Origin of the sequence: Cryptosporangium japonicum (assembly GCF_039524755.1) — a bacterium.
Taxonomy (GTDB): domain Bacteria; phylum Actinomycetota; class Actinomycetes; order Mycobacteriales; family Cryptosporangiaceae; genus Cryptosporangium; species Cryptosporangium japonicum.
This window is the reverse complement of sequence record NZ_BAAAGX010000027.1, coordinates 72707-94600: the sequence shown is the minus strand read 5'-3', so window position 1 is coordinate 94600 and position 21894 is coordinate 72707. Positions and strand designations below refer to the sequence as shown.

Below are 21894 nucleotides of genomic sequence, written 5' to 3'. Positions count from 1 at the left end.
ACAACTGTGCCAACGTCCCTGCACAGCACATCTAGGGCCGGTCAGCGCCGAGGTCGCCCGGGGGTCCGCGCGCCGGGTGTCAGCGCGTCAGGAAGAAGGCGGAGGCGTCGCGCGCGGGACGGTCGCGGGGTGGTTCGGCGGGGTAGCCGATCGCCACCGAGCCCATGGGGTGCCAGTCGTCCGGCAGGTCCAGTTCCGAGCGCACCAGGTCGGCGGCGAACATCGTCGAGGAGACCCAGCAGGACCCGATGCCCTCGGTCGCCAGCGCGACCAGGAAGTTCTGCACGCCGGCGCCCATCGCCACCTGGAACATCGCCCGCTCGCTCGCCGCCCGGCGCGCGTCCGGGTAGGGGTGCGCACCGTCGAGCGCGAGCACCGGCACGACCAGCGCCGGCGCCTCCCACAGCAGGTCGCCGCGCTTCAGGCGGCGGCCGATCGCCGCCTCGTCGAACCCGTCGCCGCGCAGGTCGGCGGCCCACGCCTCACGCATCCCGGCCAGCAACCGCTTGCGGACGTCGTCCGACGCGACGTGCACGAAACGCCACGGTGTGGTGTGGTGCGGTGCGGGCGCGGTGACCGCGGCGGCCACCGCGCGCGCGATCGCGTCCGCGGGCACCGGGTCGGAGCGGAACACCCGGATCGAGCGCCGCAGGGTCAGGGCCTCGCGCCGCCCGAGCTCGCGGGCCTCCGCGGTGCCCAGCGCGAACATGTCCTCCTCGAGGGCACGCACCAGCGCGGCGGCACCGGAGCCGTCGTCGCCGCCGACGTCGACGAGCGACCGCACACCCCGGACCACCGCCACCGGCACCCCACCGGACTTGCCCTTCACGAGCTCGGCCGCGGCGGCGATCTGGTCGGCGTCGGCGACGACGGTCATGGCCAGGTCGTTGCCGTGGTTGTCGGTCTGGCCGCGCAGGTCACGCAGGGGACGCAGCCCGGCCGCGCCGATCGCCACGTCCGCGACCCCGACCCGCCAGGGCCGGCCCATCGTGTCGCTCACGATGACCGCGACGTCCACGCCGAGAGCGTCCCGAAGCCCGGCACGCAGAGCCCGGGCCGAGGCGTCGGAGTCTTCCGGCAGGAGCGCGACGACGTCCTGGCCGACGTTCGAGGTGTCGACGCCGGCCGAGGCCAGCACCAGGCCCTGCGGGGTGCGGACGATGCGGGTGCGGCCACGGGTGGCGACCACGGCCGTGGTCTCACCGTCGATCGCGGCTTCCCGCGCGGCCTCCCGGTCGTCGCCGACCGGCACCAGCCGCCCCTCCGCCTTGCTGACGATCTTGCTGGTCACCACCAGCACGTCGCCGTCCACCAGCCACGGCGCCGCCGCACTGATCAGCGCGGCCAGGTCGGTGCCGGGCACCACCTCGGGCAGCCCGGGAACGGGAAGGACCTGGACGTCCGCGGCCCGCGCACCCGCACCCCCGTCCGGGGCGGCCGACGGGGGCGGCCCGACCGGGGCGGTCATCGGGCCAGGCCGGCGACGTCGGCGGCTTCGGCGACCATCTGGGCGGTCGTGGGCGGGTCGGTCATCCAGAGGGGGATCGCGCGGACGTCCGCGCCGAACAGCACGGTGCCGGCGTCGGTGGTGTCGACCAGCCAGCCGTCGAGCAGCCCTCCGTACGCCCGGGCCCCGTAGTGCGCGCCGACCCCGGCCGCGGAGATCTCCACCCCCACCACCGGCAGACACTTCTCCGCCATGCCCCGCACCGGCGCCCCGCCGATGATCGGTGAGACCCCGACGATCTTCGCCGGCGCGGCGAGCAACGCCGCCCGGATCCCCGGCACGGCCAGGATCGTGTCGATGCTCACGACCGGGTTGCTCGGCGCGAACAGGATCAGATCGGCGGCGGCGATCGCCTCCAGCACCCCGGGCGCCGGTTTCGCGTCCTCGATGCCCACCTGCACGAACCGGTCGGCGGCGAGCGCGGCCCGGTAGCGCACCCACCACTCCTGGAAGTGCACGGCCCGCCGCTGCACGCCGGCGCCCTCGAGCTCCTCGGCCAGCACGACGTGCGTCTCCACCCGGTCGTCGGTCATCGGCAGCAGCCGGACGCCGGGCTTCCAGCGGGCGCACAGCGCCTCGGTGACCGCCGACAGCGGGTACCCCGCGTCGAGCATCCGCGTCCGGACCAGGTGCGTCGCGATGTCCCGGTCGCCGAGCCCGAACCACGTGGGCTCCGCGCCGTACTCGGCGAGCTCGTCCTTCACCGCCCAGGTCTCGCCGACCCGCCCCCACCCGCGTTCCTCGTCGTGCCCGCCGCCGAGCGTGTACATCACGCTGTCGAGGTCGGTGCAGATCCGCAGGCCGTGCAGTGTGACGTCGTCGGACGTGTTCACGATCGCGGTGATCTCCGGCTGGTCACCGCGCTGACCCGCCCACTCCCGGACGCCCTGGAGGAAACGAGCCCCGCCGATGCCACCGGCCAGTACGACAATCCGCATTCTCCCATCGTCGCGTACGCCACCGACGACGTTTGCCCGGGGCGTTCGCTCGCACCTTTCGGCAGTGTTGTGCCAGGCTGGCGGCTGAACCGATATATGCGGAGAACATGGCGTCGAAGGAGAAGACCGTGTCGTCCACCGAGGCCCCCACGCCTGTCCAGGCCGTCGTCGAGCGGTTAAGAGGACCGGCAGCGGTGCTGCTCCTGGCGGTCAACGGCGTCCTGTTGCTCGTCGGGCTGCTGGCGATCGCGACGTCGTCTCTCGACGTCAGCGACGCGCTGGCCACCTCGCGCGGCTCGTTCCTGGGGCTGACCCAGGTGCTGCTGCCCGTCGTCGCGGTGCTGCTGGTCGCGGTCGTGCGTCCGACGAAGGACAAGCTGGCTCCGCTGGTCAGCATGATCGCGCTGGGCGAGCTGGCCTTCTCGGTGCTGCTCGGCCTGATCACGAGCCTGAGCATCTTCGCCGCGTCGTACTCCACGGCCGGTTCGAAGTTCGCCTCGTTCCTCGAGGGCATCGCGTGGGTCGCCCTGACCGCGGCGGTCGCGTTCTTCGTCCTGCAGGTGCTGATGGCGGCGCGCGGTGCCGCGGCTCCGGCGGGTGCGCAGGGCGGTTACGGCGCCTACCCGGGGGCCCAGGGCCAGGGGTACGACACCGGGGCCCGTCCGGCGGCTCCCTACGGTGGCCAGGCCGGCTACCCGGGTCAGCCCCAGCAGCCCCAGCCGCAGCCGGGCGGGGAGTGGCCGGGCCAGCAGCAGCCGGGTCAGGACTGGGGTCAGCCGGCGCAGCCGCAGCCGGGTCAGGACTGGGGGCAGCCGGTGCCGTCCGGTCAGCCGACGCAGGCCTGGAACGCCCAGCCGTCGTGGCCGGGGCAGCAGCCCGGTCAGCAGCCGGGCCAGGTCCAGCCGCAGTCCGGTCCGCCGCAGGCGGGTCAGTGGTCGAGCCAGGTGCCGACCTCGGGTCAGCCGGCCCCGTTCACCCCGCCGAGCTCCGGTGTTCCCTACGGCCAGCCGAGCTCCGGCGTGCCCTACGGCCAGCAGCCGAGTTCGGGTGTTCCGTACGGGTACCAGGGCCAGCAGCCCGGCTACGGTTCCGCGCACCAGGCCGCGCCCACCAGCGGGTTCCCGCAGCCGACCAGTGGCTACCCGAACCCGGGCAGCCAGGAGACGAACATCGTCAACGTGAACGACCTGCTCCCGCCGGACCAGCAGCAGCACCGCGGTCCGCGGCACGGGGAGTAACCCGCACCACAATCTCCCCTCGGTCAACCGGGCTCGCGGCGGCATATTGTGGCCGACATGGTCGAGGTCACGCGCCCGAACGCCCCTTCCGCCAGCCCGGATGACCGAGGACTCAAACGCGCGCTGCGGCGCGCCCGGGACGGCGTGAGCCTCGACCCGGGCGAGGCCGCCACGCTGCTGCGTGCCCGCGGGGAACAGCTGGACGAACTCCTGACGATCGCGTCGCGGGTGCGTGATGCCGGCCTGGTCGACGCCGGCCGCCCCGGCGTCGTCACCTACTCACGCAAGGTGTTCATCCCGGTGACCCGGCTCTGCCGGGACCGGTGCCACTACTGCACGTTCGCGACCGTGCCGCACAAGGTGCCGCACACGTTCCTCGACCGCGACGAGGTCGTCGCGATCGCGAAGGCCGGCGCGGAGCAGGGCTGCAAGGAAGCCCTGTTCACGCTGGGCGACCGCCCCGAGGAGCGCTGGCCGGCGGCCCGGGAGTGGCTGGATTCGCGCGGTTACGCGTCCACGCTCGACTACGTCCGGGCCTGCGCGATCGCGGTGCTCGAGGAGACCGGGCTGCTGCCGCACCTCAACCCCGGCGTGATGAGCTGGGCCGAGCTTCAGCGGCTCAAGCCGGTCGCGCCCAGCATGGGCATGATGCTCGAGACCACGGCGACGCGGCTGTGGAGCGAGCCCGGCGGCCCGCACTACGGCTCGCCCGACAAGGAGCCGGCCGTCCGGCTGCGTGCGCTCACCGACGCCGGCCGGGTCGGCGTCCCGTTCACCACCGGCATCCTGGTCGGCATCGGCGAGACGCACGAGGAGCGGGCCGAGTCGCTGTTCGCGATCCGGGCGTCGGCCCGCGAGTACGGGCACATCCAGGAAGTCATCATCCAGAACTTCCGCTCCAAGCCCGACACGGCGATGCGCAACGAGCCCGACGCGGACTTCGACGACTTCCTGGCCACCGTGGCCACGGCCCGGCTGGTGCTCGGCCCGAAGATGCGCCTGCAGGCGCCCCCGAACCTGCTCGACGACCTGCACACGCTCGAAGCGAAGAGCACCGAGGACGAGTACGCGCTGCTGCTGCGGGCCGGTATCGACGACTGGGGCGGCGTCTCGCCGGTCACGCCGGACCACGTCAACCCCGAGCGTCCGTGGCCGCAGATCGAGGAGCTGGCCCGGCGCTCGAAGAACGCGGGCTTCGAACTGCGTGAGCGTCTCACCGCGCACGCGAAGTACGCGCTGGCCGGCGAGCCGTGGATCGATCCCCGGGTCGCGACCCACCTGAACGCGCTGATGGACCCCGAGACCGGGCTCGCGGACGAGACGGCGATGCCGGTGGGACGGCCCTGGCAGGAGCCCGATCCGGCGCTGCTCGAGACGATGGGCCGGGCCGACCTGGGCACCACGATCGACACCACCGGCCGCACCGAGGACCGCCGCACCGACTTCTCCACGGTCTACGGAGACTGGGAAGCCGTCGCCGAGCACGTCGAGACCCCGCTGGTGGCCGCCCCCGAACGGCTCGCGTCCGACGTCCGCAAAGGTCTGGACATCGCGGCCACCAACCCGGCCGCGCTGCTCGACGAGGCGAACACCGACGCGACGCTGGCGCTCTTCGCGGCCGAGGGCGCAGCCCTCGAGACGCTGACGAAGCTCGCCGACGACCTGCGCAAAGAAGTCAACGGCGACGCGATCACGTACGTGGTGAACCGGAACATCAACTTCACCAACGTCTGTTACGTGGGGTGCCGGTTCTGCGCGTTCGCGCAGCGGCGTACCGACGCCGACGCCTACCGGCTGTCCAACGCCGAGGTGGCCGACCGGGCCGCCGAGGCCTGGGCGCTCGGCGCGACCGAGGTGTGCATGCAGGGCGGCATCGACCCGGAGCTGTCCGGGCGGGGCTACGCCGACCTGGTGCGCGCGGTCAAGGACAAGGTGCCGGGTATGCACGTGCACGCGTTCTCGCCGATGGAGATCGCCACCGCGAGCGCCAAGGCGAACATGTCGGTGCACGACTGGCTCGTGATGATGAAGGAGGCCGGGCTCGACACGATCCCCGGTACCGCGGCCGAGATCCTCGACGACGAGGTCCGCTGGGTGCTCACCAAGGGCAAGCTGCCGGCGGCCGAGTGGATCGAGATCGTGTCCACCGCCCACAAGCTGGGCATCCGGTCGTCCTCGACGATGATGTACGGGCACGTCGACCACTCCGGGCACTGGCTGGGCCACTTCCGGACGCTGGCGAAGATCCAGGACGAGACCGGCGGTTTCACCGAGTTCGTCCCGCTGCCGTTCGTGCACCACAACGCGCCGATCTACCTGGCCGGAATCGCCCGCCCCGGGCCCACGAACGCGCAGAACCGGGCCGTCCACGCGCTCGCGCGGCTGGCCTTCCACGGGCGGATCGACCACATCCAGTGCTCCTGGGTGAAGCTCGGCGACAACGGCGCCGTGCAGATCCTCAACGGCGGCTCCGACGACGTCGGCGGCACGCTGATGGAGGAGACGATCAGCCGCATGGCCGGCTCGGAGAACGGCAGCGAACGCAGCGTCGAGGAACTCACCGCGATGGCGGCGGCGGCCGGACGCCCGGTCCGCCAGCGCACCACCACCTACGGCGAGGTCCCGTCCCGCCCGTCGCTCACGCTCGCCTGAGCCCACGGCCGGCGCCCCGGACGTCCTCGCCGAGGAGGTCCGGGGCTCCGGCGGTCACGGCTGCGCGGGAACCGGGGGGCGGAGCGGGAGACGGGCGGTGGCGGTGGTGCCCTGCTCACCCCGGGAGCGCAGCTCCAGGGTGCCGCCGTGGCGTGCCAGCACCGTGGTCGCGATCGCCAGGCCGAGGCCGGTGCCGCGGATCTTCCGTTCGGTGCTGCGGCTTCCCCGGCGCAGGCGGCGGGTCACCATCTCGAGCTCGCTGTCCGGGATGCCGATCCCGCTGTCGGCGACGGTCAGCGCGAGCGCTTGGCCGGACAGGTCGAGCGACACCTCGACGTCCCCGCCCTCGGGGCTGTAGCGGACCGCGTTGTCGATCAGGTGGTCCACGGCCTGCCGGAGACGCTCGGGGTCGGCGACCAGCGGGGCGTCGGTCGGCAGCGCGGCGTGGATCTGGACGCCCTGCTCCTCGGCGAGGTCCTGGTAGGCGTCCACGGCCTCGCGGACGATCGTCGCGAGGTCGGTCGGCACCAGTTCCAGCATCGTGTGGCCGGAGTCGAGCGCGGCCAGGTCCAGCAGGTTCTCCACGATCGCGAGCAGCAGGCGCGTGTTGCGTTCGACGACCTCGAGCATCGGGCGGACCCCGCCCAGCGGCTCGTCGTCGTCGGACTCGTGCAGCAGCTCGGTGTAGGCGGCGATCGACGTCAGCGGCGTGCGCAGTTCGTGGCCGACCAGCGCGATGTACTCCTCCTCGGAACGGGCCAGCCGGGCGGCGTACGACTCGGCGCGGCGGCGTTCGAGGGACTGGCCGATCTGCGCGGCGATGCCGAGCAGCACCGCGATCAGCGAGCTCTCCGGCTCCTCGGCGTGGGCGGAGAAGAACGCGAGGACACCGATCGTTTTCTCGCCGCCGCGTACCGGCACGGCCAGCGCCGCGTGCAACCCGCAGCCGGCCGCCACCGGGTCGGCGAGCGGGCCGGACGCGATGTCGGGCACCCAGACCGGGTTCCCGGTCTTCCAGACGCTGCCGGTGAGCCCGGCGCCGGTGTCGACGTGGTCGGGCATACGCGGGATCGGGGCCCGGCCGGGCTGGTCCCAGCGAGCCACCGGCGCCAGCGAGCCGGACAGGTCGTCGGCGAGCCAGAGCTCGGCGTGCGGCCAGTGCAGGCACTCGCCGATCGCGGCCAGAGCGTTCGCGCAGGCCTCGGACAGCTCCGGGGTCTCGACGAGCGCCTGCGCCGCGGCCAGCTCGCAGGCCTGGAGCTGTTCGGCCCGGCGGCGCTGGGTGATGTCCTCGGCGGTGATCACCGCGCCGACCCGGTCGCCGACGACGTCGACCACCGGCTGGCCGTTGATCGAGAGCACCCGCGGGCGCCGCCCCGGCGCGAGCACCAGCACGTCCACGTCACGCAGGCGCTCTCCGCGCAGCGCCCGGCGCAGCGGCACCTCGTCGGCGGTGAACGGCCGCCGGTCGGGGTGGAACAGGTGCAGCGCACCGGGCCAGTCGTCGGGTTCGACGTCGGCGCGGTCGCTCTCCTCGACGCCGAGCATGTTGCGCAACGCCTGGTTGAACACGACCAGCCGGCCGTTGCGGTCGCACGCGGCGACGCCGGTCTGCAGGCTGGTGAGCAGGCCGTCGGTGAACGAGTGGATCTCGTCGAGGCGGTCGGTGGTGAGCTCGGCGATGGTGTCGGGCACCCGGATCGCGGAGTGCGCGGCGGCCAGGTTGGTGGAGGCCACCGCCGACACCGTGACGCGTTCCCGGTCGATCTCGCCGGCGAGCCCGGCGGTGAACAGCTGCGCGGCGTCGTCGATCACGGTCAGCTGCCGCGCCGACCACTCCCGCGGGAGGTGGTCGCCGATCGCGAGCACCCCGACGACCACGTCCTCCGCGTCGCGGATCGGGAAGCCGACGTACGCGCTCAGGCCGTGCTTGCGCACCGCCGCGGTGTCGGCGAACCGCCGGTCCTGGGTGGCGTCGCTGACGATGATCGGGATCCCGGCCGCGACCACGGACTCGCAGAGCGACCGCTCGGCGGCGATCTCCGCCGGACCCGCCCCGGTGCGCCCCGCGCCGAACGACCCCAGGACGATCTGCCGCTGGACGTGGACGAGCGAGATGAGCGCGTTCGGCGCGCCGCAGGCCTCGGCCACGAGCCGCGCGAGCTGATCGGCGAGGCAGCGCGACGCCAGCGCGTGTGCGCGTTCGACGGCCGCGATGCGATCGGGTGCGCCTAGCACCGAGTCTCGGCTGGGCCAGTAGCCGCTCATCGGACGTTCCACCCCGGCACCCCCCATGCTGGTGATACACGCACAATAAGCCTTGTTTGTCGGTTTTGGTTAACAACCTTCGCGGTTGAGGCTGTTGGTGCGCGGAGCGGCCTGGGAAATGCGAGGAGACCACTTCCCGCTCGGCGGGGGTTCGACCCTTTTTGCCGGGGTGGGTTCCCTCACCCCGGCTGACACGTGATAAAAATGCACATATCGGATCAAAATGTCTCTTGACGGGACCGGCATTACACGCGTGTAATTCCCAATGGGGATAGTCAATATCGCCTTCCACAGGGGGTTCGACGCGCCAGCCGCGCGGCCGGCGTACGAGTGGAGGAGGCAGGGAAGTGGCCGCAGAAGTGATCACCGATCTAGTGACCGGTGACGCACCTGAGTGGCAGGATCGCGCGCTCTGCGCGCAGACGGACCCGGAAGCATTCTTTCCGGAGAAGGGCGGTTCGACCCGCGAGGCCAAGCGCATCTGCACCGGGTGCGAGGTCAAGGCGGAGTGCTTGGAGTACGCGCTGGCGCACGACGAACGCTTCGGTATCTGGGGCGGCCTGTCGGAGCGCGAACGGCGCAAGTTGAAGAAGCGGGTCATCTGACCACGCCCGACGGTCCCTCGTGCGACTGACCGGGGGTGGGTAGGTCGCCGATCGATTGTCCACCTTGACTTGCAACGGCGGACGGGCTCAGCCCGTCCGCCGTTCACGTGTGGACGGTCCCCACCAGAGCGACGCCGACGGCCAGCACGGCCACCACGAGCGCGCCGACGCGCACCGGGGTGGGGCGCACGTGCTTGCGGAGACCGGCGCCCGCCGCGGCGTCGATCGCCGCGCCGAGCACGATCGCCGCGGCCGGGAGCGCGAACAGCAGCAGCGGTGTCCGAACCGGACCCGCCACCACGGCCACGGCCGCGCAGCCCAGCACCACCAGCGCGAACGGCCGCAGCCAGCGCACGAGCGTTCCGGCCGCCGCCCCCACCACGACCACTCCACCCACGATCAGGTCGACGACGACCGGCGCGACGTCCGGCGCGGGCTGGTGGAACCCGAACCCGTCGCCGGTCACGACCGCGAACAGGCCGGCCGCGAGCATGCTCAGCGTGGCCACACCGGCGATCCGGGTCGCGACCGGCCAGCCCGCCCCGAGATCACGGTCGGCCAGCAGCACCGCGACGGCCAGCACCGCGATGGGGACGACGAGCGGCGCGGTCGACGACGCGACCAGCAGGCACAGCACCGCCGCCACCGCGGCCGGGCGCCGCCGCGTCCGCGTGCTCGCGAGCAGGGCGGCGGCCAGCAGCCAGGGCACGGCCAGGTTGATCGGCGCGACCAGGCGGTGGGCGGCCATCGCCCACGGCAACGCCGCGGTGACGACGGTGGCGAGCGCCAGCGCGGGCAGGCTGAGCCCCACGCGACGCGCCAGCCCGCCGGTGCACAGCACGGTGGCCACCGCGGCCATCACCATCAGCGCCCGGGCCGCGGTGAGCGAACTGGGGAAGTTCCAGACCGCGTTCCAGGCCGCGATCTGGAGCGCCGCGGCGGTGTCGGCGCCGGCCCCGACGGACTCGGCCAGCCGGATCAGCGACGACTCGGCCACGCCGGGCGGCGGCTCGGTGAGCGGCCCGGCCCGCCACGCACCGGCGTACGCCAGCCCGGCCGACGCGAGCACGATCACCGGCCCCGGCCACCGGCGCGGTGCGCTCCGCGGCGCGAGCACGGGGAGCCGGTTGCCCCGGCGGGCGATTTCGTGCCGGCCGCGATAGCTCGTCGGCGCGGAGGTCATCCCGGTCTCCCCCGAAACGTGACTACGAATCAGGTTCCATGATCCGCCTCGACGGGCGTCCGTGGGTCGGGTTGTCCACCAAGAGGGCCGTTCGGGGGCGTAAGCCAGCCGATCAGTGACCGGGCGGGTCGACGTCGTCCGGATCGAGGCCGAGCAGGTTCGCGACCTGTTCGACGACGACGTCGTGCACGAGGTCGGCGAGGTCCTCGCGGTCGTAGGCGCGAGCCTCGAGCGGCCGCCGGTAGACCACGATGCGCGGGGGAGTGCTGCGCCCGCGCCCCCCGTCGCGGCCCGGCAGCAGACGCGCGAGCGGCACGTTGCCGTCCTCGAGCACGTCCGAGTCGTACGACGGCAACTCCGGGGGGACGTCCTCGACCGCGAACTCGACGTCACGCAGCTGGGTGGACCAGCGCGGCTCGAGGTGCTCGACGGCGTCCAGCACGAGGTCGTCGAAGATCTGCGCGCGGCTGCGGGAGAGCGGAACGGTGGCCGGAACCAGCCGTCCGCGCATGCCTCGGCCGCGTCGATCGCGGCGGGACGCGCCGGGTCGACGCCGGTGTTCGGCGGCAGAGGGCATGAGGAAAGGATAGTGCCCGCCGGAGGGCCGCGCGCCGGGCGTTTCACCCCGCTTGATCCACGACACACCCGCCACGCCGGAGCCGACCGTTGGCGCAGGAGCCCGCCGCCCGATACCGTTCCGCCGTGAGGTCTCACCGGCGCTGCTCAAAGAACGGCTGTTCCCAGCCTGCGGTGGCGACGCTGACCTACGTGTACGCGGAGTCCACTGCGGTCATCGGTCCACTCGCCGTATCGCACGAACCGCATACCTACGATCTCTGCGAAGGGCACGCCGAGCGCCTGACCGCGCCGAAAGGCTGGGACCTGGTGCGGGCCGAGGGCGACTGGGCGGCTCCGCCGCCGAGCAGCGACGACCTGGCCGCCCTGGCCGACGCGGTGCGCGAGGCCGCCCGCCCGGCCACCGCCGAGCCCCCGGCGAAGGACGGCTCGTCGCAGGTCGGCCGTCGTGGGCACTTGCGCGCTCTGCCGAACCCCCGTTGAGGCGGCCCGGCTAGGCTCGCGAGCATCGCACCGCATCGAAGGAGCGCGCTCTGTGGCTTCGCATGACCTGTCCGGCCTGGTCAAGGCGTACGACGTCCGAGGCGTAGTACCCGAGCAATTCAACGAAGACGTTGCGCGGGCCCTGGGTGCCGCGTTCGGGCAGCTCGTTGGCGGTGAGGGTGCCACGGCCGTGGTCACCGCGCACGACATGCGCGAGAGCTCGGTCCCGCTCTCCCGTGCGTTCGCCGAGGGGGTGATGAGCCAGGGGCTCTCGGTCGTCGAGGCGGGCCTGGGCTCCACCGACCTGCTGTACTTCGCCGCCGGTCACCTCGACCGGCCCGGCGCGATGTTCACCGCGAGCCACAATCCGGCGCAGTACAACGGCATCAAGCTCTGCCGGGCCGGCGCGACGCCGATCGGGCAGGCGTCGGGGCTGTCCTCCGTCCGTGCCGCCGCGGAGGAGTTCCTGGCTTCCGGCATCACGCCGGTCGGAACGGTCGGCGAGATCAGCCGCGTCGACCTGCTCGGCGAGTACGCGAAGTACCTGCGCTCCCTGGTGGACCTGAGCGGCGTCCGCCCGTTGAAGGTCGTCGTCGACGCCGGCAACGGCATGGGTGGCTACACCGTGCCCGTCGTCCTCGGCGAGGGGCTGCCGCTGGAGATCGTCCCGCTCTACTTCGAGCTCGACGGCAACTTCCCGAACCACGAGGCCAACCCGCTCGACCCGGCGAACCTCGTCGACCTGCAGAAGGCCGTCGTCGAGCACAAGGCCGACATCGGCTTGGCGTTCGACGGCGACGCCGACCGCTGCTTCGTCGTCGACGAACGGGGCGAACCGGTGAGCCCGAGCGCGATCACCGGGCTGGTCGCCGTCCGCGAACTGGCCAAGAACCCCGGCGCGACGATCATCCACAACCTGATCACGTCGCGCGCCGTCCCGGAGATCGTGCGTGAGCACGGTGGCAACCCGGTGCGCACCCGCGTCGGCCACTCGTTCATCAAGGCGCAGATGGCCGAGAGCGACGCCGTCTTCGGCGGCGAGCACTCCGCGCACTACTACTTCCGCGACTTCTGGCGGGCCGACACCGGCATGCTCGCGGCGATGCACGTGCTGGCCGCGCTCGGTTCCGACACGGCGCCGCTCTCGGCGATCGGCGCCGAGTACGAGCGGTACGCGGCGTCCGGCGAGATCAACTCGGTCGTGGCCGACCAGGCCGCGGCCACCCGCAAGGTCCTGGCGGCGTTCCCCGGCACCGAAGTGGACGAACTGGACGGAACCACCGTGAGTTTCCCGGATGGCGCGTGGTTCAACGTGCGGGCATCCAACACCGAGCCGCTGCTCCGCCTCAACGTCGAGGCAGCCACCCCGGAACGGATGGCCGAGATCCGCGACCAGGTACTCGCACTGGTCCGCACTACCCCGGAGGCACAGTGACACTCGACTCAGCGCTCTTGGACATCCTGGCCTGTCCCAGCGACGACCACGCACCGCTGCGGCTCGACGAGGAGAAGAACGAGCTGGCCTGCACGGTCTGCGACCGGTCGTACCCGATCCGCGACGGCATCCCCGTCCTCCTGCTCGACGAGGCCCGCCACCGGGGTGAGGGCGAATGACTGCGCAGATCGACGAGACCCGCCTGGACGACGCCGACGTCCTGTCCGGTGCCGACCCGGCCGAGATGCTCCGCGCCACCGCCGGCGCCGGCCCGCAGCTGCGTGAGGCCGTCTCGCTGGCCGCCGAGGCCGGCCTGCACGTGCTCTCCGAGGAGATCCGTCCCCGCGCGCTCGTCGTCGCGGGTGTCGGCACCGCGGCGCGCACCGGTGACGTGCTCAACGCCGTCGCCGGCCCGCGCTGCCCGGTGCCGGTCATCCTGCACCGCAGCCGGGGCGTCCCGGGCTGGGTCGGCGCCGCCGACGTCGTGATCGCGGTCTCCGCGTCCGGACGCAGCCCCGAGGCCCTCGCCGCCGCCGAGGCCGCGATGCACCGCGGCGCGCGCCTGGTCGCGATCGGTGCCCCCGACAGCGAGCTGCAGTCGATGGCCGAGCGGGCCCGTGCCCTGTTCGTCCCGGTGCCGCGCCGCCGCCCCGCCCGGGTGGCGTTCTGGTCGCTGGCCGCCCCGGTGCTGCTCGCCGGGCGTGCGCTGGGCATGTGCCAGGTCGCCGAGGCCGACTTCGCCGAGACCGCGACCCGGCTCGACAACGACGCCGACCGCTGCCGCCCCACCGCCGAGTCGTTCGTCAACGAGGGCAAGTCCCTGGCGATCGAGCTGGCCAACACGATCCCGGTCGTCTGGGGCACGTCGGCGCTGGCCACCGTGGCCGCCAACCGCTTCGCCGACCAGCTGGCCGCCAACGCGCGCTACCCCGCCATCGCCGGCAACCTGGTCGAGGCCGGCCGGGGCCGCGTCGGCCTGATCGACGGGGTCTTCGGCTCGCTCGCCGACGACGCCGACGACTTCTTCGCCGACCGGGTCGACTCCGCCGGCACCACGAAACTGCGCCTGGTGCTGCTGCGTGACGACGGCGAATCCGAGGTGGATGCAGCTCGTGCCACCGCGATTGAGAATTTGGCCCGGGAACGGGGTATAGGCGTCAGCGTGCTGAACGCGGAGGGTGGCTCCGAGCTCGAGCGGCTGGCGTCGCTCATCGCGGTGCCCGACTTCGCGTCGGTCTACCTGGCCCTGTTGCACGGTCTCGATCCGATCGCGGTTCGGGCTGTGTCCGAACTGAAGGAGCGGACGAACGCGTGAGCACTGAAGGCGGCGCCAAGGCAATCATCGCGGCGCTGATCGCGAACTTGGGCATCGCCCTCACCAAATTGCTGGCCTGGTTGTTGACGGGCTCCTCGTCGATGCTCGCGGAGTCGATCCACTCGCTGGCCGACTCCGGCAACCAGCTTCTGCTCCTCATCGGTGGTCGGCGGGCGAAGAAGCCCGCCACCCCGGAGCACCCGTTCGGCTACGGCCGTGAGCGCTACATCTACGCGTTCATCGTCTCGATCGTGCTGTTCAGCGTCGGTGGCCTGTTCGCGCTGTACGAGGGCTACCACAAGATCCGGCATCCGGAGGCGTTCCACTCCTGGCAGTGGGTGCCGGTCGCGGTCCTCCTGGTGGCGATCGCGCTGGAGAGCTACTCGTTCACCACCGCGTTCCGCGAGACGAACAAGACCCGCGGCTCGTCGTCGCTGATCACGTTCATCCGCCGGGCGAAGGCGCCCGAGCTGCCGGTGGTCCTGCTCGAGGACACCGCCGCGCTGCTCGGCCTGGTGTTCGCGCTGTTCGGCGTCGGCCTCACGCTGCTGACCGGCAACGGCATCTGGGACGGCGTCGGCACGATCATGATCGGGGTGCTGCTCGTCCTGGTCGCGATCTTCCTCGCGATCGAGACGCAGAGCCTGCTGCTCGGCGAGGGTGCGAACACCGAGGACCTGCGCAAGATCGAGTCCGCGATCGTGTCCGACAGCGGCACGGTCGAGCGCATCATCCACATGAAGACGCTCTACCTCGGGCCGGACGAGCTGCTGGTGGCGGCGAAGATCGCCGTCCACCACGACGACACCGCCGCGAAGGTCGCCGACGCGATCGACGCCGCGGAGTCACGCATCCGCAAGGCCGTGCCGGTCGCCCGGGTGATCTACCTGGAGCCCGACATCTACCACGCGAACAAGGCGAAACCCGGCCCGGCGGAGGCGGTCGCGCCGGTCGGGGAGGAGGGCGCGGCTCATGGAGCTGCTCACTAACCCGATCCGCACCTACGCCTGGGGCTCGCGGTCGGCGATCGCCGGTGTGCAGGGCCGCCCGGTGCCCAGCACCGAGCCCGAGGCCGAGCTGTGGATGGGCGGTCACCCCTCGGCGCCGTCGCGGTTGAGTCGCGACGGCGTCGAACGTGGCCTCGACGCGCTCGTCGCGGCCGACCCGCAGCGTGAGCTCGGCCCGGCCAACGCGCAGGGCGCCCGGGTGCCGTTCCTGCTCAAGCTGCTCGCGGCCGAGACGCCGCTGTCGCTGCAGGCCCACCCGAGCGACTCGCAGGCCCGGGCCGGTTTCGCGGCCGAACAGGCCGCCGGGCCCCCGATCGGCGACCCGCGGCGCAACTACGTCGACCCGCACCACAAACCCGAGCTGATCTGCGCGGTGGGGCAGTTCTCCGCGCTCTGCGGGTTCCGGTCACCGGCGCGGTCGGTGGCCGTGCTCACGCCGGTCGTCGCCGAGATCCCCGCGCTGCGCGCGCTCGTCGACGCGCTGCGCGCCTCACCCGACGGGTCCGGTCTCCGCGCGTTCGTGGCCGGGCTCTTCTCCCTCGCCGACGCCACGAGCGTGGCCGAAGCGTTCGCGGACGCGTGCCGCAAGGCCTCCGGGCCGGATCACGAGCTCGCGGTGTCACTCGCCGCGCAGTACCCCGGCGACATCGGGATCGTGCTCGCGCTGCTGCTCAACCGGCTCGAGTTGTCGCCAGGGGAGGCGATCTTCCTGCCGGCCGGCGTGCTGCACGCCTACCTGCACGGGCTCGGCGTCGAGGTGATGGCCGCCTCCGACAACGTGCTGCGCGGTGGGCTCACCCCCAAGCACGTGGACGTCCAGGAACTGCTGCGGGTGGTGCGGTTCGAGGAGACCCCGGCCGTGCCGTTCCCGGCGGCCGAACCCGCACCGGGTGTTCGCGTCTGGGCGCCGCCGGTGCCGGAGTTCGCGCTGACCCGCGTCGTGCTCGACGAGGCCGGCGGCCACGCGTCGCTGGCGTCGGACGGGCCGCGCATCCTGTTCTGCCTGGAGGGCGCGGTGACCGTCGAGGACGGCACCGGGCCGGTCGAGCTGCACGGTGGGGAAGCCGGCTACGTGTCGGCCGGCCACCGCGACGTGACGGTGACCGGCACCGGAACGATCTTCCAGGCGACGACCGGCGGCTAGGTTTTTCCGGCGAGCCGCTCGGTGCGGCTCGCCGGGGCGGGTTCGTTCGCCGGTCAGGCCGGGATGACGATCGTCGCCGGGGGACTGGTCCGGGGCACCGTCGGGGACGCCGGCGGAGTCGAGGGGCCCTTCGTCGGGGCCTTCGTCGGCGGCGTCGTGGTCGGGTCGTCGTCCGGCGGCGGAGTCGTCGGGTCGTCGTCCTCGTCCTCGGTCGGCGTCGGTTCCGGGGTGGTCTTCGACGGGGTCGGCCGGGGCGTGGTGGCGTCCGGCGACGGCGTCGTGGGCTTCGTGGTCGGCGGCTTGGTGCTCGGCTTCGTCGACGGGCGCGGCGGCGTGTCGTCGTTGGTGCGCGGCTCCGGGATCGGCACCGGGTAGTCGTTCCCGGCGTTCGAGTCGATCTGGTAGCTGTCGGGCTTCGGCTCGGTGCGCCGCGTGTTGCTGTCCGGCGGGTCACCGATCGGCGACGGCGCCCCGTTGACGTCCCCGTCGGGGCCGGTGGGGGTGGCCGCGGCCAGCACGTCGGACGGGTCGCCGGAGACCTGGCTCTCGGCGAGCATCACCCCACCGAACGAGCACAGCAACGCGACGACCGCGGCGACCGCTCCGGTGGCCACGCGGCGACGCAGCGGAACCACGTTCGACGGCTGCGCCGGGGCCGGCGGCAGGTAGGCGCTGCTCGGGGGCAGCTCCTCCGGTGCACCCCAGGGCGAGCCGGAGTAGGGGTTCCGCCGGTTCGGGACGACCGGGTGGATCGCGGTCGGCAACTCAGCGTGCGTGACGGTGACCCCGTCCACCGGCGAGGTGCGCGGCGGCGGCGGCGCGGGGCGGGCGTTGCCGGCCCCGTAGACGCTACTGAGGGCCGCGGCGAGCCCACCGGTCATCACGGTAGGCGCCGAAGCCGCCGCAATCCCAGCGTCCACCCCGCCGGCACCAGCGCCGCCCGCACTGGCGCCGCCCGCACTGGCGCCGCCCGCACTCGCAGAGCCCGCCGCGCTGGCGCCGCCTGCACTCGTGGATCCCGCTCCTGCGCTGCCTGCTCCTGCGCTGCCTGCTCCTGCGCTGCCTGCTCCTGTGGTGCCTGCTCCTGTGGTGCCCGCGCCTGTGGTGCCTGCACCTGCCGAGTCCGCCGCTGCCGAGCCCGCCGTGCTGGTGCCGCCGACGCCCGCGCCGCCGGTAACTGCTGCGCCCGCGCCGCCGGTACCTGCTGCGCCCGCGCCGCCGGTACCTGCTGCGGTGCCTGAACCGGCTGCGATGCCCATACCCGCCGCGCTGGTGCTACCCGCGCTGGCTGCTGCGCTAGCGCCTGCCGCCGAGGCACCGCCCGTACCTGCTGCTGCCGCATGGCCCGCGCCAGTAGCTGCTGCACCTGCCGAGCCGGCTGCACCCGCACCCGTGGCCGCGTTCCCTGCTGCCGCGACGTTGCCTGCTGCGCCGACCGCCGTGGGTCCGGCTACGCCCGCTGCTGCGGGGCCAACCGTGGCCGCACCGGCCCCTCCGGCCGCACCGGCTCCTCCCGCCGCACCGGCTCCGCTTGCCGTGGTGGTCCCACCAGCCGCTCCAGCCGCGCTGGTCCCGCCGACCGCTCCAGCCGCGCTGGTCCCGCCGACCGCTCCAGCCGCGCTGGTCCCACCAGCCGCTCCAGCCGCGCTGGTCCCACCAGCCGCTCCAGCCGCTCCGGTCCCACTCGCCGCTCCGGTCGCACCGGCCGCTCCGGCGCCGCCAGCTCCGTCTGCCGCTGTGATGCCTGCCGCTAATGGCTCGACCGCAGCACTGGGAGTGGCCCCCGCGCCGCCGCCTGCGGACATCGGCATTGACCCGGCGCCCGCTCCACCCGCTGCCGCCGGCCCGACCGCCGCACCCGGAGCAGCCGCCGCTCCGGCACCAGCAGCCGATACCGCTCCGGGCGCCCCACCCATCACACCCGCCGCGGACCCCCCGGACCCAGCCGCCCCCGCGCCAGCCGCCCCCGCGCCAGCCGCCCCCGAACCAGCCGCACCCACGCCAACGGCGCCCGCGCCAGCCACATCGGACCCAGCCGCCCCAGCGCCAACCGCGCCAGCCACACCGGAACCAGCCGCTGCCGCGCCACCCGCAGCCGAACCAGCCGCACCAACGCCAGCCGCGGCCGAACCAGCCGCCGCCCCGGAACTAGCGGCGCCACCGCCCCCCACCGCCGACACCGTCGAAGTCACCACCGTCGGGGCGGACGCGGCGCTCACCGTCGACGTCACCACCGTCGGAGCAGCGGCCGCCGCCGCCGACGCCACCGTGAACGACGGGTGCGCCATCGGCACCAGCCGCAACCCCCGCCGGTACTCGAGCGCGATCTCGATCGCGTGCTCACGCAGGATCTCCGGCACCCCGAACACCGGCAGCGCCGCACCCAGCACCGACAACGCGTACTTGTCCTGGCTGTCGGCGCAGATCTCGCACCCGACCTCGGTACGCGTGCCGTACAGATGCCGCTCGATGACGCTCCGCATCGATCCAGGACGCCCGCCGGAAGCACCGGCGTGGCGCACGAGACGACGCAGGTCCATGCAGCGCTCACTGCCGTACCAGACGGCGACCGCGGTGGTCAGCGTCGCGCGGATGCGGTCGCGGGCCCGGTTGAGCACGGCCTGCGCGTTGCGCCCCCCGATCACGGTGACGAGTTCGCGCACGTCCAGCCCGTCGTGCCACTCCAGCTCGAACAGGAGCCGTTCGCGGTAGGACAGCGTCTCCATCGCGCGCCAGACCAGGCGACGCAACTCGCCGTCGCCCCCGGCGTCCATGATTCCCACCAGCAGCTGCGTGGTGGCGTCGGGCGTGCGTCTCGTCACCCGGCTGCGGCCTTCGCCGACCCGCAGGCCGTTCTCGTAGGCCGCGCGCGCCACCGCGAGACGGACCTGCTCCGGCCGGGTCAGCCGGGCGGACGCGACGTTCCCGAGCGTCTGGCCGAGCGCGAGCGTCGCCTGGTCGTGGTCGCGGAGGGTGCGCATGAAGAGCCCGTAGGCCCACCGGTGGTAACGGTCGAACAGGGCATCGAGGCCGGCGGGGGAGAAGCCGTCGGAGAAATCGGAGGCGTACCGGCGGAACCCACCGGCCCAGCTCGCGCGTGTTCCTGGCACGGCGTCGAACTCAGTGCTGTTGCCCTGGCGCAGGGCTGCGAGCACCGCGGCGTCTTCGCGTAAGCCAAACGGAAGGGCGTCGCTGATCGTTGCCATCCAGTTCCTCGCCTCCGGTTCCACCTTGATGATGTCACCCTTGGTCCGGGTGGCCGAGGACCTTCCCCGCCGTTGTCGCATAACAGACTCAGCCGTCGGTCTATTGACGTCGCTCAGCCCCGATCGGTTGCGTTTCGCGGCCGATTCGAAACCTTCACAGAACGCTGCTAACCTCAAATGGCAATGAGTACGCTCACGATCCAGGAGGCGGCGGAGACCACCGGGTGGTCGCCGCGGATGCTCCGGTACATCGAACAGGTAGGGCTGGTGGCCGCGCCGCGGTCGGCCGGCGGGTACCGCCTGTACGGGCCGGCCGAGCTCCAACGTCTCCGGACGCTGCGGGAACTGCTGCAGAGCTTCGACATCGGCCTGACCGATGTCGGCTTCGCGCTGCGGTTGCGCCGCGACGAGGAGCTCCGGGCGGCACTGGACGAGTGGTTCCAGGCGCGCCCGGCTCCCCCGGCGGATGTTCCCGCCGACGACTGGCTGCGCTGGGAGTACGACAAGCACCAGAAGCTGCTGGCCGAGATCCCGGTCGCGCAGCGCTCCCGCCCCGCCCCGGTTGATGCCCCCACCGGGGCATACCCGATCGTTGACATACCGGACGACACCGGGACGTACCCGGTCGTCGATATCCAGGACACCCACATGCCGAGGCGTCCCGGAGCGCACCGGAACCACGAGGAGAACTGATGACAGCCGTCACCGACGCCCCGGCGGGAACCCTCCCGTTCAAGGTCGCCGACCTCTCCCTGGCCGCGTTCGGCCGCAAGGAGATCCAGCTCGCCGAGCACGAGATGCCCGGGCTGATGTCCATCCGCAAGGAGTTCGCGGCCGAGCAGCCGCTGCGTGGCGCCCGTATCACCGGGTCGCTGCACATGACCATCCAGACCGCGGTGCTCATCGAGACCCTGGTCGCGCTCGGCGCCGAGGTGCGCTGGGCGTCCTGCAACATCTTCTCCACCCAGGACCACGCGGCGGCCGCCGTCGCGGTGGGCCCGGAGGGCACTCCGGAGGACCCCAAGGGTGTCCCGGTCTTCGCCTGGAAGGGCGAGACGCTGGAGGAGTACTGGTGGTGCACCGAGCAGATCCTGACCTGGCCCGGCGGTAAGGGCCCGAACATGATCCTCGACGACGGCGGCGACGTGACGCTGCTGGTGCACAAGGGCGTCGAGTTCGAGAAGCTCGGCTCCGCGCCGGCTCCGGAGACCGCCGACAGCGAGGAGTTCGGCGTCATCCTGACGCTGCTCAACCGCACGCTGGCCGAGGACCCGCAGCGCTGGACGAACGTCGCCAAGGACATCAAGGGCGTCACCGAGGAGACCACGACGGGCGTCCACCGCCTGTACGAGTTCGCCAAGGCCGGCAACCTGCTCTTCCCGGCGATCAACGTCAACGACTCGGTCACCAAGAGCAAGTTCGACAACAAGTACGGCTGCCGCCACTCGCTGATCGACGGCATCAACCGCGCCACCGACGTGCTCATCGGCGGCAAGGTCGCGGTCGTCTTCGGCTACGGCGACGTGGGCAAGGGCTGCGCCGAGTCGCTGCGTGGCCAGGGCGCCCGGGTCATCGTCACCGAGATCGACCCGATCTGCGCGCTGCAGGCGGCGATGGACGGGTACCAGGTCACCACGCTGGACGAGGTGGTCAGCACCGCTGACATCTTCATCACGACCACTGGCAACAAGGACATCATCATGGCCGAGGACATGGCCAAGATGAAGCACCAGGCGATCGTCGGCAACATCGGTCACTTCGACAACGAGATCGACATGGCCGGCCTGGCGAAGACCCCGGGTGTCGTCCGCAACAACATCAAGCCGCAGGTCGACGAGTGGGTCTTCGAGGACGGCCACTCGATCATCGTCCTGTCCGAGGGCCGTCTGCTGAACCTGGGCAACGCCACCGGTCACCCGAGCTTCGTGATGTCGAACAGCTTCGCGAACCAGACGATCGCCCAGATCGAGCTGTTCACCAAGACGTCGGAGTACGACAAGCAGGTGTACGTCCTGCCGAAGCACCTCGACGAGAAGGTGGCCCGGTTGCACCTGGACGCTCTCGGCGTGAAGCTCACCGAGCTCAACAAGGAGCAGGCCGACTACATCGGCGTGCCGGTGGAGGGGCCGTACAAGCCCGACCACTACCGGTACTGATGTGTTGCGGCCCCTCGTACTGGGTACCGGGGCCGCGGCCGGAGTTTCGCCGTCGAACGCCGGGTGCAGCTGGCTTCAGGTTGCCTGAAGCCGTAAGACTGACCCCGACGTTCGCCGGAGCAACGCCGGGGCATCCGTTCGCGGGTGCCCCGGCGCCGAGTTACCGGGCGGCCCCGCCGCC

19 protein-coding genes are annotated in these 21894 nt (G+C 72.4%); 12 read left to right on the top strand and 7 right to left on the bottom strand.

What is annotated here, in order from left to right; translation table 11 throughout:
- Positions 1-79: 79 nt before the first annotated feature.
- Positions 80-1468: a coenzyme F420-0:L-glutamate ligase gene (locus ABD437_RS31495; RefSeq protein ID WP_344652584.1), complete on the bottom strand. Its 1389-nt coding sequence runs from the start codon at positions 1466-1468 to the stop codon at positions 80-82.
- Complete coding sequence (gene cofD / locus ABD437_RS31490; RefSeq protein ID WP_344652583.1) at positions 1465-2445, bottom strand: 2-phospho-L-lactate transferase; 981 nt, start codon at positions 2443-2445, stop codon at positions 1465-1467. Before cofD ends, ABD437_RS31495 begins: the two co-directional genes overlap by 4 nt.
- Positions 2446-2552: 107 nt before the next feature.
- Between cofD and ABD437_RS31485 the strand changes: the two genes are divergently transcribed.
- Both ABD437_RS31485 and ABD437_RS31480 read left to right on the top strand, forming a co-directional pair.
- Positions 2553-3683 carry a hypothetical protein gene (locus tag ABD437_RS31485; protein WP_344652582.1) on the top strand — a complete coding sequence of 377 codons (1131 nt, stop codon included), beginning with the start codon at positions 2553-2555 and terminating at the stop codon, positions 3681-3683.
- A 57-nt stretch (positions 3684-3740) separates the two neighbouring features.
- Positions 3741-6335, top strand: coding sequence for a bifunctional FO biosynthesis protein CofGH (locus tag ABD437_RS31480; protein WP_344652581.1), 2595 nt, complete (start codon positions 3741-3743; stop codon positions 6333-6335).
- Between the two features lie 54 nt (positions 6336-6389).
- On the opposite strand, the gene ABD437_RS31475 is transcribed toward ABD437_RS31480, so the two are convergent.
- Positions 6390-8603 (bottom strand): ATP-binding protein, encoded by a 2214-nt coding sequence (locus tag ABD437_RS31475; RefSeq protein WP_344652580.1) that lies wholly within the window; start codon positions 8601-8603, stop codon positions 6390-6392.
- Positions 8604-8950: 347 nt separating this feature from the next.
- Between ABD437_RS31475 and ABD437_RS31470 the strand changes: the two genes are divergently transcribed.
- Positions 8951-9208 (top strand): WhiB family transcriptional regulator, encoded by a 258-nt coding sequence (locus tag ABD437_RS31470; RefSeq protein ID WP_035857741.1) that lies wholly within the window; start codon positions 8951-8953, stop codon positions 9206-9208.
- A 103-nt stretch (positions 9209-9311) separates the two neighbouring features.
- Here ABD437_RS31470 and ABD437_RS31465 read toward each other — a convergent pair whose 3' ends face one another.
- Positions 9312-10391, bottom strand: coding sequence for a hypothetical protein (locus ABD437_RS31465; RefSeq protein ID WP_344652579.1), 1080 nt, complete (start codon positions 10389-10391; stop codon positions 9312-9314).
- A 112-nt stretch (positions 10392-10503) separates the two neighbouring features.
- A complete protein-coding gene (locus ABD437_RS31460; protein WP_035857739.1) occupies positions 10504-10968 on the bottom strand; it encodes a metallopeptidase family protein in 465 nt (154 codons plus the stop codon).
- A 125-nt stretch (positions 10969-11093) separates the two neighbouring features.
- On the opposite strand from ABD437_RS31460, the gene ABD437_RS31455 reads away from it, so the two are divergent.
- The 6 genes from ABD437_RS31455 to manA are packed head-to-tail and all read left to right on the top strand — an operon-like array spanning position 11094 to position 16351.
- Positions 11094-11450 carry a DUF3499 domain-containing protein gene (locus tag ABD437_RS31455; protein WP_344652578.1) on the top strand — a complete coding sequence of 119 codons (357 nt, stop codon included), beginning with the start codon at positions 11094-11096 and terminating at the stop codon, positions 11448-11450.
- A 52-nt stretch (positions 11451-11502) separates the two neighbouring features.
- Positions 11503-12885: a phosphomannomutase/phosphoglucomutase gene (locus ABD437_RS31450; protein WP_344652577.1), complete on the top strand. Its 1383-nt coding sequence runs from the start codon at positions 11503-11505 to the stop codon at positions 12883-12885.
- The gene (locus ABD437_RS31445) at positions 12882-13064 is read left to right on the top strand and encodes a Trm112 family protein (RefSeq protein ID WP_344652576.1); all 183 of its coding nucleotides are present in this window, start codon (positions 12882-12884) and stop codon (positions 13062-13064) included. The genes ABD437_RS31450 and ABD437_RS31445 overlap by 4 nt, the downstream gene beginning before the upstream one ends.
- Positions 13061-14200 carry an SIS domain-containing protein gene (locus ABD437_RS31440; protein WP_344652575.1) on the top strand — a complete coding sequence of 380 codons (1140 nt, stop codon included), beginning with the start codon at positions 13061-13063 and terminating at the stop codon, positions 14198-14200. The genes ABD437_RS31445 and ABD437_RS31440 overlap by 4 nt, the downstream gene beginning before the upstream one ends.
- Positions 14197-15189: a cation diffusion facilitator family transporter gene (locus ABD437_RS31435; RefSeq protein ID WP_344652574.1), complete on the top strand. Its 993-nt coding sequence runs from the start codon at positions 14197-14199 to the stop codon at positions 15187-15189. The genes ABD437_RS31440 and ABD437_RS31435 overlap by 4 nt, the downstream gene beginning before the upstream one ends.
- Positions 15173-16351 carry a mannose-6-phosphate isomerase, class I gene (gene manA / locus ABD437_RS31430; RefSeq protein WP_344652573.1) on the top strand — a complete coding sequence of 393 codons (1179 nt, stop codon included), beginning with the start codon at positions 15173-15175 and terminating at the stop codon, positions 16349-16351. Before ABD437_RS31435 ends, manA begins: the two co-directional genes overlap by 17 nt.
- 53 nt (positions 16352-16404) lie before the next feature.
- Here manA and ABD437_RS31425 read toward each other — a convergent pair whose 3' ends face one another.
- A complete protein-coding gene (locus ABD437_RS31425) occupies positions 16405-17232 on the bottom strand; it encodes a hypothetical protein (protein WP_344652572.1) in 828 nt (275 codons plus the stop codon).
- A 1034-nt stretch (positions 17233-18266) separates the two neighbouring features.
- Positions 18267-18512, bottom strand: a complete 246-nt coding sequence (locus ABD437_RS31420; protein WP_344652571.1) for a hypothetical protein — start codon at positions 18510-18512, stop codon at positions 18267-18269.
- A gap of 118 nt (positions 18513-18630) precedes the next feature.
- On the opposite strand from ABD437_RS31420, the gene ABD437_RS31415 reads away from it, so the two are divergent.
- From ABD437_RS31415 to ahcY, 3 genes are all read left to right on the top strand, one after another.
- Positions 18631-19524: a hypothetical protein gene (locus ABD437_RS31415; protein ID WP_344652570.1), complete on the top strand. Its 894-nt coding sequence runs from the start codon at positions 18631-18633 to the stop codon at positions 19522-19524.
- A 216-nt stretch (positions 19525-19740) separates the two neighbouring features.
- Positions 19741-20250 carry a MerR family transcriptional regulator gene (locus ABD437_RS31410; protein WP_063725816.1) on the top strand — a complete coding sequence of 170 codons (510 nt, stop codon included), beginning with the start codon at positions 19741-19743 and terminating at the stop codon, positions 20248-20250.
- A complete protein-coding gene (ahcY, locus tag ABD437_RS31405) occupies positions 20250-21713 on the top strand; it encodes an adenosylhomocysteinase (protein WP_344652569.1) in 1464 nt (487 codons plus the stop codon). Before ABD437_RS31410 ends, ahcY begins: the two co-directional genes overlap by 1 nt.
- Positions 21714-21894 lie beyond the last annotated feature (181 nt).

Coding starts and splice junctions, on each gene's coding strand:
- ABD437_RS31495 (WP_344652584.1), bottom strand. CDS start 1,468: ATGACCGCCCCGGTCGGGCCGCCCCCGTCGGCCGCCCCGGACGGGGGT.
- cofD (WP_344652583.1), bottom strand. CDS start 2,445: ATGCGGATTGTCGTACTGGCCGGTGGCATCGGCGGGGCTCGTTTCCTC.
- ABD437_RS31485 (WP_344652582.1), top strand. CDS start 2,553: ATGGCGTCGAAGGAGAAGACCGTGTCGTCCACCGAGGCCCCCACGCCT.
- ABD437_RS31480 (WP_344652581.1), top strand. CDS start 3,741: ATGGTCGAGGTCACGCGCCCGAACGCCCCTTCCGCCAGCCCGGATGAC.
- ABD437_RS31475 (WP_344652580.1), bottom strand. CDS start 8,603: ATGAGCGGCTACTGGCCCAGCCGAGACTCGGTGCTAGGCGCACCCGAT.
- ABD437_RS31465 (WP_344652579.1), bottom strand. CDS start 10,391: ATGACCTCCGCGCCGACGAGCTATCGCGGCCGGCACGAAATCGCCCGC.
- ABD437_RS31460 (WP_035857739.1), bottom strand. CDS start 10,968: ATGCCCTCTGCCGCCGAACACCGGCGTCGACCCGGCGCGTCCCGCCGC.
- ABD437_RS31440 (WP_344652575.1), top strand. CDS start 13,061: ATGACTGCGCAGATCGACGAGACCCGCCTGGACGACGCCGACGTCCTG.
- manA (WP_344652573.1), top strand. CDS start 15,173: ATGGAGCTGCTCACTAACCCGATCCGCACCTACGCCTGGGGCTCGCGG.
- ABD437_RS31425 (WP_344652572.1), bottom strand. CDS start 17,232: ATGACCGGTGGGCTCGCCGCGGCCCTCAGTAGCGTCTACGGGGCCGGC.
- ABD437_RS31410 (WP_063725816.1), top strand. CDS start 19,741: ATGAGTACGCTCACGATCCAGGAGGCGGCGGAGACCACCGGGTGGTCG.
- ahcY (WP_344652569.1), top strand. CDS start 20,250: ATGACAGCCGTCACCGACGCCCCGGCGGGAACCCTCCCGTTCAAGGTC.